13 protein-coding genes are annotated in these 14,772 nt (G+C 73.7%); 9 read left to right on the top strand and 4 right to left on the bottom strand.

Annotated elements, in window-relative coordinates:
* Positions 1-302: 302 nt before the first annotated feature.
* Positions 303-1,016, bottom strand: a complete 714-nt coding sequence (locus MTF69_RS09105; RefSeq protein WP_243332372.1) for a YoaK family protein — start codon at positions 1,014-1,016, stop codon at positions 303-305.
* 335 nt (positions 1,017-1,351) lie between these two features.
* Between MTF69_RS09105 and MTF69_RS09100 the strand changes: the two genes are divergently transcribed.
* From MTF69_RS09100 to MTF69_RS09080, 5 genes are all read left to right on the top strand, one after another.
* Entirely contained in the window at positions 1,352-1,786 is a 435-nt protein-coding gene (locus MTF69_RS09100; protein WP_243332370.1) for a VOC family protein, read from the top strand.
* A 28-nt stretch (positions 1,787-1,814) separates the two neighbouring features.
* Complete coding sequence (locus MTF69_RS09095; protein ID WP_243332368.1) at positions 1,815-2,519, top strand: epimerase; 705 nt, start codon at positions 1,815-1,817, stop codon at positions 2,517-2,519.
* Positions 2,520-2,591: 72 nt separating this feature from the next.
* Positions 2,592-3,803 carry a T4 RnlA family RNA ligase gene (locus MTF69_RS09090; protein WP_243332366.1) on the top strand — a complete coding sequence of 404 codons (1,212 nt, stop codon included), beginning with the start codon at positions 2,592-2,594 and terminating at the stop codon, positions 3,801-3,803.
* A gap of 4 nt (positions 3,804-3,807) precedes the next feature.
* On the top strand, positions 3,808-4,776 hold the full coding sequence (locus MTF69_RS09085) for an AAA family ATPase (RefSeq protein WP_243332364.1): 969 nt from the start codon (positions 3,808-3,810) through the stop codon (positions 4,774-4,776).
* Positions 4,777-4,845: 69 nt separating this feature from the next.
* Positions 4,846-5,229: an NTP pyrophosphohydrolase gene (locus tag MTF69_RS09080; protein WP_243332362.1), complete on the top strand. Its 384-nt coding sequence runs from the start codon at positions 4,846-4,848 to the stop codon at positions 5,227-5,229.
* Between the two features lie 70 nt (positions 5,230-5,299).
* On the opposite strand, the gene MTF69_RS09075 is transcribed toward MTF69_RS09080, so the two are convergent.
* The gene (locus tag MTF69_RS09075) at positions 5,300-5,809 is read right to left on the bottom strand and encodes a hypothetical protein (protein ID WP_243332360.1); all 510 of its coding nucleotides are present in this window, start codon (positions 5,807-5,809) and stop codon (positions 5,300-5,302) included.
* A gap of 243 nt (positions 5,810-6,052) precedes the next feature.
* Between MTF69_RS09075 and MTF69_RS09070 the strand changes: the two genes are divergently transcribed.
* Together MTF69_RS09070 and MTF69_RS42830 are read left to right on the top strand one after the other, a co-directional pair.
* Positions 6,053-6,427 carry a YbjQ family protein gene (locus MTF69_RS09070; protein WP_243332358.1) on the top strand — a complete coding sequence of 125 codons (375 nt, stop codon included), beginning with the start codon at positions 6,053-6,055 and terminating at the stop codon, positions 6,425-6,427.
* A 750-nt stretch (positions 6,428-7,177) separates the two neighbouring features.
* Positions 7,178-10,615 (top strand): endo-alpha-N-acetylgalactosaminidase family protein, encoded by a 3,438-nt coding sequence (locus MTF69_RS42830; protein ID WP_279345534.1) that lies wholly within the window; start codon positions 7,178-7,180, stop codon positions 10,613-10,615.
* Here MTF69_RS42830 and MTF69_RS09055 read toward each other — a convergent pair.
* Positions 10,593-11,528, bottom strand: coding sequence for an AraC family transcriptional regulator (locus MTF69_RS09055; protein ID WP_243332356.1), 936 nt, complete (start codon positions 11,526-11,528; stop codon positions 10,593-10,595). The genes MTF69_RS42830 and MTF69_RS09055 overlap by 23 nt on opposite strands.
* 32 nt (positions 11,529-11,560) lie before the next feature.
* Complete coding sequence (locus tag MTF69_RS09050) at positions 11,561-12,520, bottom strand: DMT family transporter (protein WP_243332354.1); 960 nt, start codon at positions 12,518-12,520, stop codon at positions 11,561-11,563.
* Positions 12,521-12,549: 29 nt separating this feature from the next.
* On the opposite strand from MTF69_RS09050, the gene MTF69_RS09045 reads away from it, so the two are divergent.
* Together MTF69_RS09045 and MTF69_RS09035 are read left to right on the top strand one after the other, a co-directional pair.
* Positions 12,550-14,112: a PLP-dependent aminotransferase family protein gene (locus MTF69_RS09045; protein WP_374322516.1), complete on the top strand. Its 1,563-nt coding sequence runs from the start codon at positions 12,550-12,552 to the stop codon at positions 14,110-14,112.
* A gap of 151 nt (positions 14,113-14,263) precedes the next feature.
* On the top strand, positions 14,264-14,767 hold the full coding sequence (locus MTF69_RS09035; RefSeq protein ID WP_308401380.1) for an LPXTG cell wall anchor domain-containing protein: 504 nt from the start codon (positions 14,264-14,266) through the stop codon (positions 14,765-14,767).
* Positions 14,768-14,772: the final 5 nt, after the last annotated feature.

The raw sequence follows: 14,772 nt of genomic DNA, 5'->3' as shown, positions 1-14,772 counted from the left end.
GCGGAAACGCCACCCCGGAAACCTTCGCCCGGGAAACGTCGCCCGGGGAACGCCGCCCGGGAAACGCTGCCACCGAGAAGGAGCCGCCGAAAGGCCGGAGTCGAAAGGCCGGAGGCGAAGTGCCGCTGCCGCCAGTCCGACGCCGAAAGGCGCCTCGGTGTCGCCGCCACCGGGAATACCGCCGCGCACGGCCGGGAAGGCGTACGGGCCCGGCGGATGGCTGAACACGCGTGCCGCGGATGGTGCTTTCCGAGCCCGACGTACCCGGCGGCCGGCGCGCACCGGCAAGGCGAGTCCGGCCCCTACGGCCGCCGCCCGGCGCCGTCCCGCCCCGGGGAGAGGGCTACGCAGCCCAGTAGACCCACGGCCAAGGCCAGTGCCCACACCGGATCATGACGCAGTGTCAGCACACCGCCGGTGAGGGCTCCGAGCAGCAGGGCCACGACCGTCACGAGGCGGCGTAGCGGCCCCGGCCCCCACGGATCGGCCGCCAGGCCGGTCAGCGCCCTGGTGACGACGGTGGTGGTCAGATCGGGGACGGCGAGCCGGTGCACGACGGCGTTCTGCAGGCCCATGCCGAGGGCGAGCAGGGCGATGACGCCCGGAGGCCCGGCGCCGAGCGCGGTCAGGGCGAGCGCCCCGCCCACCAGGGCCGTCTGCACCGCCACCAGCGGCGCGAACATCCTGGCCGCCCCGGTGGTCCGCCGCAGCCGCCCGGCGGCCGCCGCCCCGGCCAGGAAGGCGCCGACGGCCAGCAGGGAGTCCGGGGCGGACAGGGACCGGTCCCCGGCGATCGCGAAGCCGAGGAAGACCACGTTGCCCGTCATATTGGCCACGAAGACGTGACCGAGGCCCAGGTAGCTCACCGCGTCGACCACACCGCTGACGAAGGTGAGGACGATCAGCAGCGGCGGCAGCACCCCGTGGGGAGACTCCGCGCCGGCCGCCTCCGGCGGGAACAGCCGCGCGGCCAGGGGACGCAGGATCCCGCGTCGCCGGGGTGGGGTGGAGGCCATGGGGTACCTCTGGTCATCGCGCGGGCCGGTCCGCGACGGGCGGCTCGGCGCACCCGGGAAGGGGGAGCGGAAGGGGGCATCGTCCCCGGAAATGCTAGCGATGCCGGGCCTACGTGAGGAGGCGCGACCCGCAGGGCCCCGGTGGGCTCCCGGTGGGCCCCCGGCTGTCACGGGCGGGCGGGCGTGGACGGGACGGGCCGCGGCGGGCCGCCGTCCGGCGCGCGTCAGACGGCCGGTTCCCGAACCGGGGGCCCCGGCAGGGAAGTTCCCGTCGGGCTCCCACCCGACGGCGTTCCTGCCGCGGATGCCGGGAGCGTCGCGGGTAGGGTCGCCGCATGGCTTACACGTTTCAGATCACCGTGGACTCCGCCTCGCCGCACGCCCTCGCCGACTGGTGGGCCGAGGCCCTCGGGTGGGACGTCGAGCCCAGCGACGAGCAGTTCATCCGCGAGATGGTCGCCGCCGGGCGGGCGACCGAGGAGGACACCACCACCCACCAGGGTGTCCTCGTCTGGAAGACGGGTCAGGGGATCCGCCACCCCGCGGGTCTCGAGCGGGCGCCCCGCATCCTCTTCCAGTTCATCGAGGAGCCCAAGACCGTCAAGAACCGCGTCCACCTGGACGTCCGCACCGGCGAGGACGACCCGCGGGCCCTGGTCGAGCGGCTCCTCTCCAAGGGGGCGGTGCACCTGCACGAAGGCAGCCAGGGCCCCTCCACCTGGACCACCCTCGCCGACCCCGAGGGCAACGAACTGTGCGTCTCCCACTGAGCCGAAAGACACGTCCTAGGGTGGACCCGTGAACGTCATCCTCTTCGGCGCGACCGGCATGATCGGCCGGGGCGTGCTGCGCGAGTGCCTGCGCGACGACTCCGTCGAAAGCGTCCTCGCCATCGGCCGCAGCCCCCTCGCCGTCACCCACCCCAAACTGAGCGAGCTCGTCCGGGCCGATCCGACCGACCTGTCGGTGCCCGGCCTGGACCTGGCCTCGTACGACGCCTGCTTCTTCTGCCTCGGCATCTCCTCCTTCCGCATGAAGGAGGAGGAGTACCGGCGGATCACCTACGATCTGACGCTCGCCGCCGCCCGTCCCCTCGCCGCCGCCAACCCGCGGCTGACCTTCGCCTACGTCTCCGGCGAGGGCACCGACAGCACCGAGAGCGGCCGCTCCATGTGGGCCCGGGTCAAGGGCGAGACCGAGAACGACCTGCTGAAGCTCCCCTTCGAGGCGTACATGTTCCGGCCGGGGATCGTGCAGCCGGACCGCGGCATTCCCTCCAAGACCCCGCTCTACCGCGCCGGGTACGCCGTCACCGCGCCGCTCTTCCCGGTCCTGCGGCGCTTCGCCCCCCACCTCGTGACCACGACCCGGGCGATCGGCCGCGCCATGATCGCCGTCGCCGCGGCCGGGCCCGCCGTCGCCGGCACCCAGCGGATCCTGCGGCCCCGCGACATCAACCGGGTGGGCGGCGCGGGCCCGAACGGGACGTTGGACCTGCCCTGACGAGCCGATATTCGGTTTCGGCCAGGGCCTCCCGCACCCGAGAATAGGGTTTCTCGAACCGGGAGGAACCCCATGAGCCAGGACCGCCTGACTCTGCACGACCTGATGCCCGCACAGGCGCTGACCGAGGCCATCGACGCCGGGTACGTGGCCCGCAAGGCCCACCCCGAGCTGCCGCTGTCCCTCTACAGCTACACCCGGACCGCCCAGTACGAGCAGGTCTGGAACCAGGTCACCACGATCTGCCGCGGACTCGTCGCCGACGACGTCACCGGCGAGGTCGTCGCGCTGCCGCTGCCGAAGTTCTTCAACGTCGGCGAGCACGAGTCGGGCCGGCCGTACGCACCGGCCCTGCCCGACGAGCCGTTCGAGGTCTACGACAAGGTCGACGGCAGTCTCGGGGTCCTCTTCCACTACGCGGGGAAGTGGCGGGCGGCATCCAGGGGTTCCTTCACCAGCACCCAGGCCGTCTGGGCGCAGCGCCGACTCGACGGACGGGGCACCTCCGCGCTGGTCCCCGGCACCACCTACCTCGCGGAGATCCTGTACCCGCAGAACCGCATCGTCGTGGACTACGGGGACCGCCGCGACCTGGTCCTGCTCGCCGCGTACGGAGCGGACGGCGCCGAGGTGCCGCTCGCCGAAGCCGCCGCGCACTGGGAGGGCATCGGCTCCGTGGTCACCGTGTGGCCCGCCATGCCGCTGGGCGAGCTGCTCGCGCTGACCGGGTCCAGCACGCTGCCGGGCGGCGCCGCCGCGACCGGCACCGACGCGGAGGGCTTCGTCCTGCGCTTCGCCTCGGGCGTTCGCGCCAAGGCCAAGATCGCCGAGTACGTACGCCTCCACAAGGTGCTCACCGGTGTGACCGAGCGGGACATCTGGCGCGGCCACGGCATCCAGCGGTTCGCCGGCCTGCCCCTCAAGCAGCTCGCCCAGGGCCTGAACTGCACCGTCGCCGACATCGAGGCCTCGGGCGGCAAGCCGCTCGACGCACTGCTGGAGCAGGTGCCCGACGAGTTCGACCACTGGGTGCGCTCGGTGATCGAACGCCTGGAGACCGAGGCCGCGCTCCGCGAGCTCGCCATCGACGAGGCGTACGCCTCGCTGGCCCACCTGGCCGGCGACCGGGGCGCGTTCGCGCGCGCCGCCAAGACCATGATCCGCGACAGCGGGGTCCGCGGCGCGCTGTTCCAGCGCCTCGACGGCAGGACGACCGAGATGGTCACCTGGCGGCAGGTGCGGCCCGAGGCGTCCGACCCCTTCACCCACGACGAGGAGAACTGAACCCGTGTCCGAAGTACCCGAAACCGAGACCCCCGCGCCCCCGGCCGCGCCCCCCGCGCTCCCGGTGGTCCACGTCATGACGGGTCTGCCGGCCTCCGGGAAGACCACCGCCGCGCGCGCCCTCCAGGCGCAGTCCGGCGGCCGGATGCGCCGCGTCAACCTCGACGACCTGCGGGCCATGCTCGACGTGCCGGACCCGGAGCGCGAGCGTTCGTACAAGCACGAGCAGACCGTGCTGGACATCCAGGACGCGGCCGTCAGCGCGGCCGTCGAGGGCGGTTTCGACGTGGTCGTCGACAATACCCACCTGACCTCGTACATCCCCAAGCGGCTCAAGGCGGCCGTCGCGGGACGGGCCACCTTCGTCGTGCACGACTACACCGACGTGCCCGTGGAGGAGTGCCTGCGGCGCGACGCCGCGCGCGAGCGTCAGGTCGGCGAGGAGATCATCCGGATACTTGCCGACAAGCACGCGAAGGCGAAGAAGGGCGGCTGGCGGCTCACCGCGGACTGGCTCAACGACCAGCCGGACGTGTCCCCGTACGTTCCCGACCCGGCGCTGCCGACGGCGGTGATGTGCGATATCGACGGCACGCTCGCGATGACCGGCGACCGCAATCCGTACGACTTCTCGCGCTGCGGCCTGGACACCCTGAACGCGCCGGTGCGCGACGCGCTGGACTCCTTCCGGCGGGCCGACGGCGACACCATCGTGCTGCTGTCCGGGCGGGGCGAGGAGCACCGGGAGCCGACCGAGGCCTGGCTGCGGGAGCACGAAGTCCCGTACGACGAGCTGTGGATGCGGGCGGCGGGGGATACGCGCCGCGACGACATCGTCAAGGCGGAGTTGTTCAACGCGCACGTGCGCGACCGGTACGCGGTCCGGGTCTCCCTGGACGACCGCGACCGCGTGGTGGCCATCTGGCGCCGGATGGGGCTGGCCACCTGGCAGGTCAACTACGGGGACTTCTAGTACGGCGGCTTCCAGCAGTACGGCGGCTTCCCGTCCGGCGACAGCCGACCGGCTCGCCATACTGGGGAGGTGGACGAGCCGAACGTACTGATCGTGGACGGTGCCAACGTCGTCGGATCCGTGCCGGACGGCTGGTGGCGGGACCGGCGCGGCGCCGCCGAGCGGCTGCGCGACCGGCTGGCGCTGCGCGACGAGGGCGAAGAGATCGTCCTCGTCGTCGAAGGCGCGGCCCGGGGAGTCGAGTCGGTGCCCGGTGTACGGGTGGACGAGGCGCCGGGCAGCGGCGATGACCGGATCGTGGAGCTCGCGGCCGCCTGCGCGGAGCACGGCGGGTGCGTCGTGGTCACGGCGGACCGGGAACTGCGGACACGGGTACGGGCGTACGGCGCGCGGTGCGTGGGACCGCGGACCGTACGCCCGGAGATGCGGCCCGATCGGCAGGACGACCCCTAGGCTTCGCCGCGGGGCGGGGCGGCGCTGTGTGGTGTGCCGCCGTGCCGTGTGCCGCCCCGCGGGTCGGTGCCTAGGAGCGGCAGTAGCGGACCTCGCCCAGGTTCTTGACGTAGCGGGCCGAGACCCAGCGGTCGTCGCGGTCCTTCGCCGACTTCGGGGTCATCGCGTTCTTGCGGTCCTCGTCCATGGGGTCCTGCTCGTCCCGGCCGTCCCGCTCCTCCAGCAGGTACCAGAGGTTGTTCCCGTCGACCCGCTCGCCGCGCGTCTTGCACTCGATGGCGAGCTTCTCGTGCGGGTGCACCCGGCCCACCTTGTGGGAGTGGGTGGTCGGCCGGCTGCGGACGGCCAGCGGGCCGCGCGAGATGACGACACCGCGGGCGTGCTTGCGGTTGCCGTACTCGTCGTCCCGGCCGTAGTCGTTGCCCTCGTTGCCCTCGTCGTCCTCCTCGTCGACGGGCGTCGTCAGGACCGGGCCGCGGGGCTCCGAGTGGTCGGCCGCTACGGCCGTGCCCGCCCCGACCAGGCCGAGCACCAGGCTTCCGGCGGTGAGGGCGAGGATGGTCCTGGTGGGCTTCAGCATGAGCCGGCTCCTCCGAGAAGACGTCCGCCCGGCCGCGGCACGCGGCACGGGGCGGCAACCAGGCGGTTGCCACGGACGACTATGGCGACGGAGGGCCGGGAGGTCCGGCTGACGCACCGTGACGTAGCCCGATATGCCCAATGTGCGGGGCCGGCCGGGGCGCCGCCCGGCTGCTCCGGAGGGAAGAGCCGCGGCTGCCGCCTCCGGATGCGGGTACCGCGCGCCGCCGCCAGAGTGGATGCCATGGGTATCGAGGATTACGGCGGCGGCCCCGGCGCGCAGCAGACCGGTGTCATGGTGGTGACGACGAACGACGTCCCCGGCTACCGGGTCGAGCAGGTCATCGGAGAGGTCTTCGGCCTCACGGTGCGCTCCCGCCACCTGGGCAGTCAGATCGGCGCCGGCCTGAAATCGATGATCGGCGGCGAGCTGAAGGGCCTCACCAAGACCCTGGTGGAGACCCGCAACCAGGCCATGGAACGCCTCATCGAACAGGCGAAGGCGCGCGGTGCGAACGCCGTGCTGATGATGCGCTTCGACGTGACCGACGCGGCCGACGTCGGCACCGAGGTGTGCGCGTACGGGACGGCCGTCATCCTGGTTCCGGCGAGCACCTAGGAAGTCCGCCGGACCCGCTCTTGGCGATCGCCACGACGGGGCTCCAGCGCGCTCCCCTGGCTGCTCGCCCACGGCGACGGAGTCGCCGCCGGGCTGAGCCGGGCGACCTCCGGGCTGGTGCTCCCGCTCTCCACACCACCGCTGCCGGGCGCCGTGGTGGCGAGCGCCGGTCGCGGGCGGCGCCCTCGCCGCACTCGAACTGCTGACATCGGGCCGCGCCGCGTCGTTCACCGGGGCGCCCGGGTCGGGCGCGATGCTCTTCGCCGTTCTCGCCTGCGCCGGGCTTCCTCTGCTCCGGGCTCGGCAACCACCTCGCACCCCTGACCGCCCGGCTCGCGGGCAGTGGCGAGCGCGCGGTCCCGGTGGGCCTGGGCGCCGGCGCGAGCGGGCTGCTCCTGCCCGGCGGCACCGCGGCGGCCGCGGGTCCGGTCGCCCTGGCTGATGGGGGCGTGATGCTCCTGGCGGGCGCCCTGCTGTGGATCCGGCGCGGCGAGCCCGCGGCCGCGTACCCGACTCCCCGAGGGCGGAGGGGGTCGAGCGGGTGTAGGGGGCGTCCTTCGGACCGGGCGGGTGCCGCCGCGAGGCGGGCGCCCACCCGAACCACCCGTCTCATAAGTCCACGACGGGGTTCGGCTTTGTCCATGGGCCTGCCGGGCCGAGGTCCGCAGGCTGTCAGGTCAGTGAGCGGACCGCCGGCCTCCACGGCGTGCGGTCCCTTCCGCCCAGGAAGCGCCGACTCCCGGAGGTCCGATGCGAACCCCCCTCTGGCCGGCCGCAGCCGCGGTGGCCGGTCTCGTGGCCACCTTGGTCGTGGCCGTGCCCGCCGCCCCCGCCGTGGCGGCCGGCCCCGTGACGATCACCTCGCCCGAGCTGTCCGTCAGCGTGGACAGCGCCTTCCCCCGCGTCATCAGCTACACCCGCACCGCCACCGGGGACGTGCTGAACGGCAACGAGGACACCATCGGCGCGATCGTCGTCAACGGAACCACCTACACCCCCACGGTCACCGCCACCCCCTCCGCCTCCGGCGTGGACTACGCGCTGGCCTTCTCCGGAGTGACCATCAGGTCCCGGCTCTCGGTGACCGGTTCGGTGGTGGAGTTCAAGGTCACCGCGATCGAGGACACGGCCGCCCTGCGCGTACGCAGCTTCGCGATTCCGGGCCACAACCTCGTCAGCGTCCGCAGCAACCAGGCGGGCGCCGCGCTCTCCACCGCGAAGATGCACACCGCCACCACCGGCACCGGCGACACCTTCACCCCGATCACCGCGAACACCCCGGTCGACGCCTCCGCCACGACCGTGATGTACGGCCTGGCCAACACCGGCAAGCTGGCCGCCGCCATCGACTCCAACTCGTACTACGACGCCCCCTCGGGCGGGACCGCCAACGAGAACGGCCGGATCAGCAAGCAGGTCACCGACAAGGGCACCTACCGCCGGGCCGGCCTGTGGAGCGGATCCTGGCTCTACCGCGCCTCGGGCGCCGCCGACACCGACACCGAGCCCCTGCCCTACGTCCGCGTCGCGATCACGGCCGACCGCAACGCCGACTCCACCGTGGACTGGCAGGACGCGGCGGTCGCCTACCGCGACATCTGGACCGCGCCCACGGGCTGGCAGCAGACCGCCGACCGGGTCGTGCAGCGCATCCCCTTCAACTTCGCCTCCGCGGCCACCCACCCCTTCGCCGAGACCCTCGACGAGACCAAGCGGGTCAACCTGGCCACCGACGGCCTCGGCCAGTTCGTCCTGCTCAAGGGGTACGCCTCCGAAGGCCACGACTCGGCCCACATGGACTACAAGAACATCGGCTCCAAGCTCGGCGGCGCCACCGACCTGAACACCCTCACCACCGTCGGCCACACCTACAACGCCGACTTCGGCGTCCACATCAACGCCACCGAGGAGTACCCGGTCTCAGCCACCTTCGACCCGGCGCACCAGACCGGCGGCCTCGGCTGGGACTGGCTCGACCAGTCGTACTACGTGGACACCCGCAAGGACGGCCAGTCCGGCGGGCGCCTCAAGCGGCTCCAGGACCTCAAGGCGGCCGCCCCCGGCCTGGACTTCCTCTACGTGGACGTCTGGTACGGCGACGGCTACCTCTCGCGCAAGCTCGAACGCGAGATCGGCGGCCTCGGCTACCAGCTGGCCACCGAGTTCCCCGCCTCCCTGACCGGGCAGTCCCTCTGGCACCACTGGGCCACCGACGTCAACTACGGCGGCACCGACCTCAAGGGCATCAACTCGAACATCGCCCGCTTCATCGCCAACCACACCAAGGACGACTGGATCGCAGCCAACCCGCTGCTCGGCGGCGCGGAGATCACCGCCTACGAGGGCTGGCAGGGCAAGCGGGACTTCACCTCCTTCGTCACCACCACCTTCGCGACGAACCTGCCGACCAAGTACCTCCAGGAATCCCCGATCGTGAAGTGGACCGCGGGAGCGGTCACCCTCGCCAACGGCACCACCGTCACCACCTCCGGGAACACTCGCAAGATCACCACCGCCGGGCGGGCCGTCCTCGACGGCTCCGCCTACCTGCTCCCGCGCGACGGCAAGCTCTACCACTGGAACGACAAGGCCGCCTCCACCACCTGGACCCTCCCGGCCGGCTGGTCCTCGCCCAAGCTGTACAAACTGACCGACACCGGACGCCAGTTGGTCGGCGACCTGGCCGTCACCGGCGGGCAGGTGACCATCAGCGCCGCCGCCAGGACCGCCTACGTCGTCACCAACGGCGCCGCCCCGGCCCAGGCCGACCCGAACTGGGGCGAGGGCAGCCCCGTCAAGGACCCCTCCTTCTTCTCCGGCAACCTGAGCGCCTGGTCCGTCACCGGGACCGGCGCCGCCGTCACCCGCAACGCCCAGGGGCAGAACGAGCTCACGATGGCGGCGAGCACCGTGCCGGCCGTCTCCCAGCAGCTCACCGGGCTCACCCCCGGCACCTACGCCGCCTCCGTCTGGGTCTCCACCCCCGCCGGACGCGCCGCCACCCTCACCGTGACCCCCGCCGCAGGCACGGCCGCCTCCGTCTACGCCGACTCCTCGCCGCTGACCAACAACCTCGGCGGCAGCGAGAAGAACGGCACCAAGATGCAGCGCATGAAGGTGCTCTTCGACGTCCCCGGAGGTCAGTCGGCGGCCACCCTCAAACTGTCGGCGGCCTCCGGCTCCGGAACCGTCTACCTGGACGACGTACGGGTCGTCCGCTCCGCCCGCACCCCGCTGAACGGCCACTGGTTCACCGAGGACTTCGAGAACGTCGACGCGGGCTGGGGCCCCTTCGCCTTCGGCGGCGCCGGCGGCTCGGCCACCGACCCGCGCACCCACATCGCCCAGCGCAACGCCCCGTACACCCAGGCGGGTTGGAGCGGGAAGCTCGTCGACGACGTGATCAGCGGGCAGAACTCGCTGAAATCGCACGAGGAGCGGCAGGGGCTGGTCTACCGCACCCTCCCGCAGACCCTGCGGCTGACGCCCGGCCGCTCGTACAAGGTCACCTTCAGCTACGAGAACGGCTTCAGCGGGGACTACCAGTTCATCACCGGCTCCGGGAGCACCGAGACGGCCACCGCGCTGAACCAGGCGCGTACGGCCACCACCTTCACCAAGACCTTTACCGCGGGGACCGACGCCTGGATCGGCGTACGGAAGGTGACCGGCGAAGGCTCCCACAACGAGGCCGACTTCATCCTCGACGACCTCGCCGTCGACGACCTGGGTACCGGGAGCGGCGGCGAACTCCTCGTGCCGCAGACGCAGATGAGCGTCAAGGCCGTCGACAGCCAGGAGACCGCGGGCGAGAACGGCGCCGCGGCCAACGTGCTCGACGGGGACGGCGCCACGATCTGGCACACCCAGTGGTACCAGGCCACCGCGCAGATGCCGCACGAGATCACCCTCGACCTCGGCGCCTCCTACAACGTCTCCGCCCTGCACTACCTGCCCCGCCAGACGCAGAGCAACGGGCGCATCGCCGACTACCAGGTCCTCACGTCGACGGACGGGGTCACCTGGAGTACGGCGGCCGCGTCCGGTACGTATCCCAACACCACCGCGCAGCAGGACGTCGCCTTCACGGCGCGCACCGCGCGCTACGTCAAGCTCAAGGCCACGAGGGAGGTTTCGGGCAATCCGTGGACGGCGGTCGCGGAACTCAACATCGGCTACCTGCCGTGACGCCTTCCTGCGGTGTCGGGGCCGGCGGCGACGGCTCCGGGGGTGACGGCTCCTGGGGCAGCGGGAGCCACCGCGGCGACTGCTGCTGCGCCGACTGCTGCCGGCGGAACCGGACGGGCGCCACGCCCACCCGGCGGCTGAACAGCCTGCTGAAGTAGGCGGCGTCCTCGTAACCGACCCGCCGGGCGACCCCGGCGACCGGCAGGTCGGTGCGGGCGAGCAGTTCCTTCGCCCGGCTCAGGCGGATACCGAGGAGGTACTCCTTGACCCCCTCCCCGGTACTGCCCCGCACGGCCCCGCGCAGTTCGGGGAGGGACATCCCGAGCCGGGCGGCGTGCTCGGCCACCGATATCGGCAGCAGCGCGTCCCGGGCCAGCGAGTCCATCACGGCGTCCCCGTGCCGCGACACCCCCGCCCGGGCGTAGCGCAGCGCGACGAGCAGCCCGTGCACGGCCGCGGCGGCCTCCACCTCCAGCAGGGGGCCGCCGAGCCGGGCCGCCCGTACGATCCCGTCGACCACGTGCCGCACCCCGGCCGTCCCGCTGAGCGGTACCAGCGGGCGGTCGGGGGTGACGTAGCCGAGGTCGGTGTACGCCGCCACGCTGTGGCCGGCGAAATCCACGAAGCACTCGTCCCAGCCGGTCTGCGGGTCGGGGCCGTAGTGGTGCTCGACCCCGGGCACCAGCCACAGCAGCGCCGGGGCCGTCACCGGCTGCGGGGCCCGCCCGCCGTGGCTGAACCAGCCCCGGCCGGCGCAGACCACCACCGCGACGTGGTGGTCGAGCACCCGCGGCCCGACCACCGGCAGCACGCCCTCCTGCACCCCCACACCGAGGCACACCAGCCCGAGCCGGCGGTGGTTGGCGGTCGGCGAGAAGTACCGCATCCAGCTGCTGTACGGAGGCGTTGCCATCTGCGGATTGTGATCCACAAAGCGGGGAGCGCTCAAGGGGCCGTGGACTCCTGGGCGTTACGAGGCTTTCGCGCGCCCTGCGCGCCCGCCTGCCCGCTCGGGGCCCGCTCCGGCCGGAGCCCGACCGCCAGCCCGGCGACCACCACGGCCAGGCCCAGCCACACCGCCGGCCCAGGCACCCCGCCGCCGGTCACGGCTCCCGCGCCGGCCGCCGCGAGCGGCGCCACCCCGGCCAGCAGCCCGGCCCGGCCGGCGCCCACCGCGGCCACCGTGCGGTACCAGAGGAGGAAGGCCACCGCCGTCACCAGGACGGCGAGGTATCCGACGGCCGCCCACTGGCGCGGGCTCACCGACACGAGCTCCGAAGGCCCCTCGACGCACACCGTGAGCACCGCCAGCATCACCGCACCCAGCCACACCGCGTGCAGCGAGACCCCCCACGGGCCGTGGCGCCGCAGCACCGGTACCGCGAGCAGCGTGAAGGCCGCCTCGCAGCCCAGCGCGAGCGCGGCCCAGCCCACCCCGGCCGCGTCGGTCCGGCCCGTTCCCTCCACCAGGACCGCCCCGGCGACGACCACCACCGCGGCCACCAGCACCCGGGGGCTCGGCCTGCGGCCCTCCAGCAGCGGCCCGATCACCCCGAGCAGGATCGGTGCCGAGGCCACGGCGACCGCGATGACGGCCGGCTCCGCGTGCGCGACGCCCCGTACGACGGCCACGTTGAACAGCACCAGCCCGGTCGCGGCGACCCCGCTCAGCCACAGCCACTCCCGGCCGCGCGGGGCCCTGATCGGCACCCGGGCGATGCGGGCCAGGCCGAACAGGAGCAGCGCGGCCACCGCGTAACGGGCGGCCTGCACGCCGAAGAGCGGGGCGTCCACGAGGGAGTGCGAGACGGTGACGCTGCTGCCGACGAGGGCCATGCCGGCGATGCCGGGGGCGAGGTCGCGCAACTGTCGGGGCGAAGCGCCGGGAGGGGGCGAGGTGTTCATACCGTCGAGCCTGGGCCCACAATGGACCCGTGGACAGGTCCAAAGAGAGCACCATCCAGGGGTCCGAAGTGAGGGAGGCCGAGGCAGCGGCATCCGAAACAGCCGGGTCGGACTTCCTCCAGCTCGACATCGGCCGGGCCCCCGCCGGCGGCCGTACCGACTGGCTCGCCGACCGGCTGCGCGCCGCCATCGCCGACGGCACGCTCGCCGTCGGCAGCCGGCTCCCGGCCAGCCGCGTCCTCGCCGCCGAACTGCGGGTCTCCCGGGGACTGGTCACCGAGGCGTACCAGCGGCTGGCGGAGACCGGCCAGATAGCCGGCCGCGGCCGGGCCGGGACCGTCGTGGTGGCCGCGCCGGTGACCGAGCGGCCGCCCCGGTCCCGGCCCGCCCGGTCCGGATCCCCGGATCCGGCCGGCCCGTTCACCCCGGGGCCGCGGGGCGGACTCGTCGACGCGCTGCGCGCCGCCCCGTGCCGGATCGACCTCTCGCCCGGGGCGCCCGACCTGACCGCGTTCCCGCGCACGGCCTGGCTCCAGGCCGAGCGCCGGGTCCTCGCCGAGCTCACCCCCGCCGACTTCGGCTACGGGAACCCCCAGGGCACCCCCGCACTGCGCGAGGCGATCGTCGGCTGGCTCGCACTCAACCGCGGGATCCGTGCCGACCCCGGCGAGGTGGTCGTGGTGGCGGGGGTGGCCCAGGCGCTGGGACTGCTGGCCCAGGTGCTGCGCGCGGAGGGCGTGCGGCGAGTGGCCGTGGAGGACCCCGGCTCGCTCGGTGCGCGGCAGCAACTGGAGCACGGGGGCATGGAGATCCTGCCCGTACCGGTGGACGGGGGCGGCATCGACACCGCCGCCCTGGCGGCCGGCCCGGCCCAGGCGGTGGTGCTGACACCGGCGCACCAGTTCCCGACCGGGGTCGTCCTCGACGGGGAACGGCGCCGCGAGCTCCTCGGCTGGGCGGCGGCCGGGGGAGTCGTCATCGAGGACGACTACGACGCCGAACACCGCTACGACCGAGCCCCCGTCCCCGCCCTGCGAGCCCTGCTCCCGGAAGCCGTCTGCTACACCGGAAGCGTCTCCAAGCTCCTCGCCCCCGCCCTGCGACTGGGCTGGCTCCTGGTCCCGCCGCGCCGGCTGGACGCCGTGATCGAGGCCAAGCGCTACGCCGACCTCGGCAATCCCGTCCTCGCCCAGCTGGTGCTGGCCCGGCTGATGGCCTCGGGGGAGCTGGAGCGCCACCTGCGCTTCGTACGCCGCCGCCACCGGGCCCGCCGGGACGCGATGCTCCGCGCGATCGCCGCCGAACTGCCCGGCGCGCGGGTGCACGGGGCGGCGGCCGGGCTGCACCTGATGGTCACCTTCGACGGAGCGGACGGCGCCGGCGGCTTCGACGACACGGTGCTGGCCGCCGCGGCCCTGGAGCTCGGGGTCAAGGCACACCCGCTGTCCTGGCACCGGATGACCGCGGGCCCCCCGGGCCTGGTGCTGGGCTACGCGGCGGGCCCGGTGGGGGAGATCGAGGAGGGGGTGGCCGTCATCGGCACGGCCCTGCGGCGGCTGCGGGAGGGGCGGGGGCCGCAGGGTTCGCGGTAGTCGCGGGGCTCGCGCCGGGTCTGGGAGAGGCGCGGCGCCCGAAGCCGGGAAAAGATTTTCGGGAACGGCGGCAACCTCCCGGGCACTCGCGCGTCGTGCGGGGGTGAAGGGCGTGATCCCGCGCCCCCGCAGCCGACCGTGGAGAACCACCGTGAAGAACCTGAAGCGCGCCCCGCTGTCCGTCCGCAGGGCGGCGGGCCTCGCCGTCGCCGCCGCCGGGGTGGCCGTCGCGCTGGCCGGGCCGGCCTCCGCCGCACAAGGGGCGTCGTCCGCCTCGCCGACCGCCGCGCCCGCACCGGCGACGACCGCGACGCCGAGCACGGCGCCGAGCGTGGCCCCCTCGGCTCCGGCCCCCTCGGCCCCCGCGCCCTCGGTGAGCCGGCCCCCGAGCGCGACGCCGAGCACGGCCCCCAGCGTCCGCCCGAGCACGGCCCCCAGCGCCCGCCCGAGCGCGCCCCCGACCGTCGCCCCGGGCGGGACGCCGACCGCCGTCCCGAGCGCGGCTCCGAGCGCGGCCCCCGCCTCGCCCGGCGGGCCCGAGCTCGCGCATACTGGCTCCTCCGCCACCACGGCCGCACTCGGCGCCGGGGCCGTCGTGCTGATCACCGCCGGGGCCGCGACCCTGTACACCCTGCGGCGCCGCGCCAACGGCTGAGGATC

Source organism: Streptomyces sp. AP-93 (assembly GCF_022808175.1).
Lineage (GTDB): Bacteria > Actinomycetota > Actinomycetes > Streptomycetales > Streptomycetaceae > Streptomyces.
Note: the sequence above shows the minus strand (reverse complement) of the source record. Positions and strands in the feature narration are given on the sequence as shown.

Excerpts from the sequence above, each read along its gene's own strand:
- MTF69_RS09090 (WP_243332366.1), top strand. The coding sequence starts at position 2,592 with ATGAGCCAGGACCGCCTGACTCTGCACGACCTGATGCCCGCACAGGCG.
- MTF69_RS09050 (WP_243332354.1), bottom strand. The coding sequence starts at position 12,520 with ATGAACACCTCGCCCCCTCCCGGCGCTTCGCCCCGACAGTTGCGCGAC.
- MTF69_RS09070 (WP_243332358.1), top strand. The coding sequence starts at position 6,053 with ATGGGTATCGAGGATTACGGCGGCGGCCCCGGCGCGCAGCAGACCGGT.
- MTF69_RS09075 (WP_243332360.1), bottom strand. The coding sequence starts at position 5,809 with ATGCTGAAGCCCACCAGGACCATCCTCGCCCTCACCGCCGGAAGCCTG.
- MTF69_RS09100 (WP_243332370.1), top strand. The coding sequence starts at position 1,352 with ATGGCTTACACGTTTCAGATCACCGTGGACTCCGCCTCGCCGCACGCC.
- MTF69_RS09105 (WP_243332372.1), bottom strand. The coding sequence starts at position 1,016 with ATGGCCTCCACCCCACCCCGGCGACGCGGGATCCTGCGTCCCCTGGCC.
- MTF69_RS09055 (WP_243332356.1), bottom strand. The coding sequence starts at position 11,528 with ATGGCAACGCCTCCGTACAGCAGCTGGATGCGGTACTTCTCGCCGACC.
- MTF69_RS42830 (WP_279345534.1), top strand. The coding sequence starts at position 7,178 with ATGCGAACCCCCCTCTGGCCGGCCGCAGCCGCGGTGGCCGGTCTCGTG.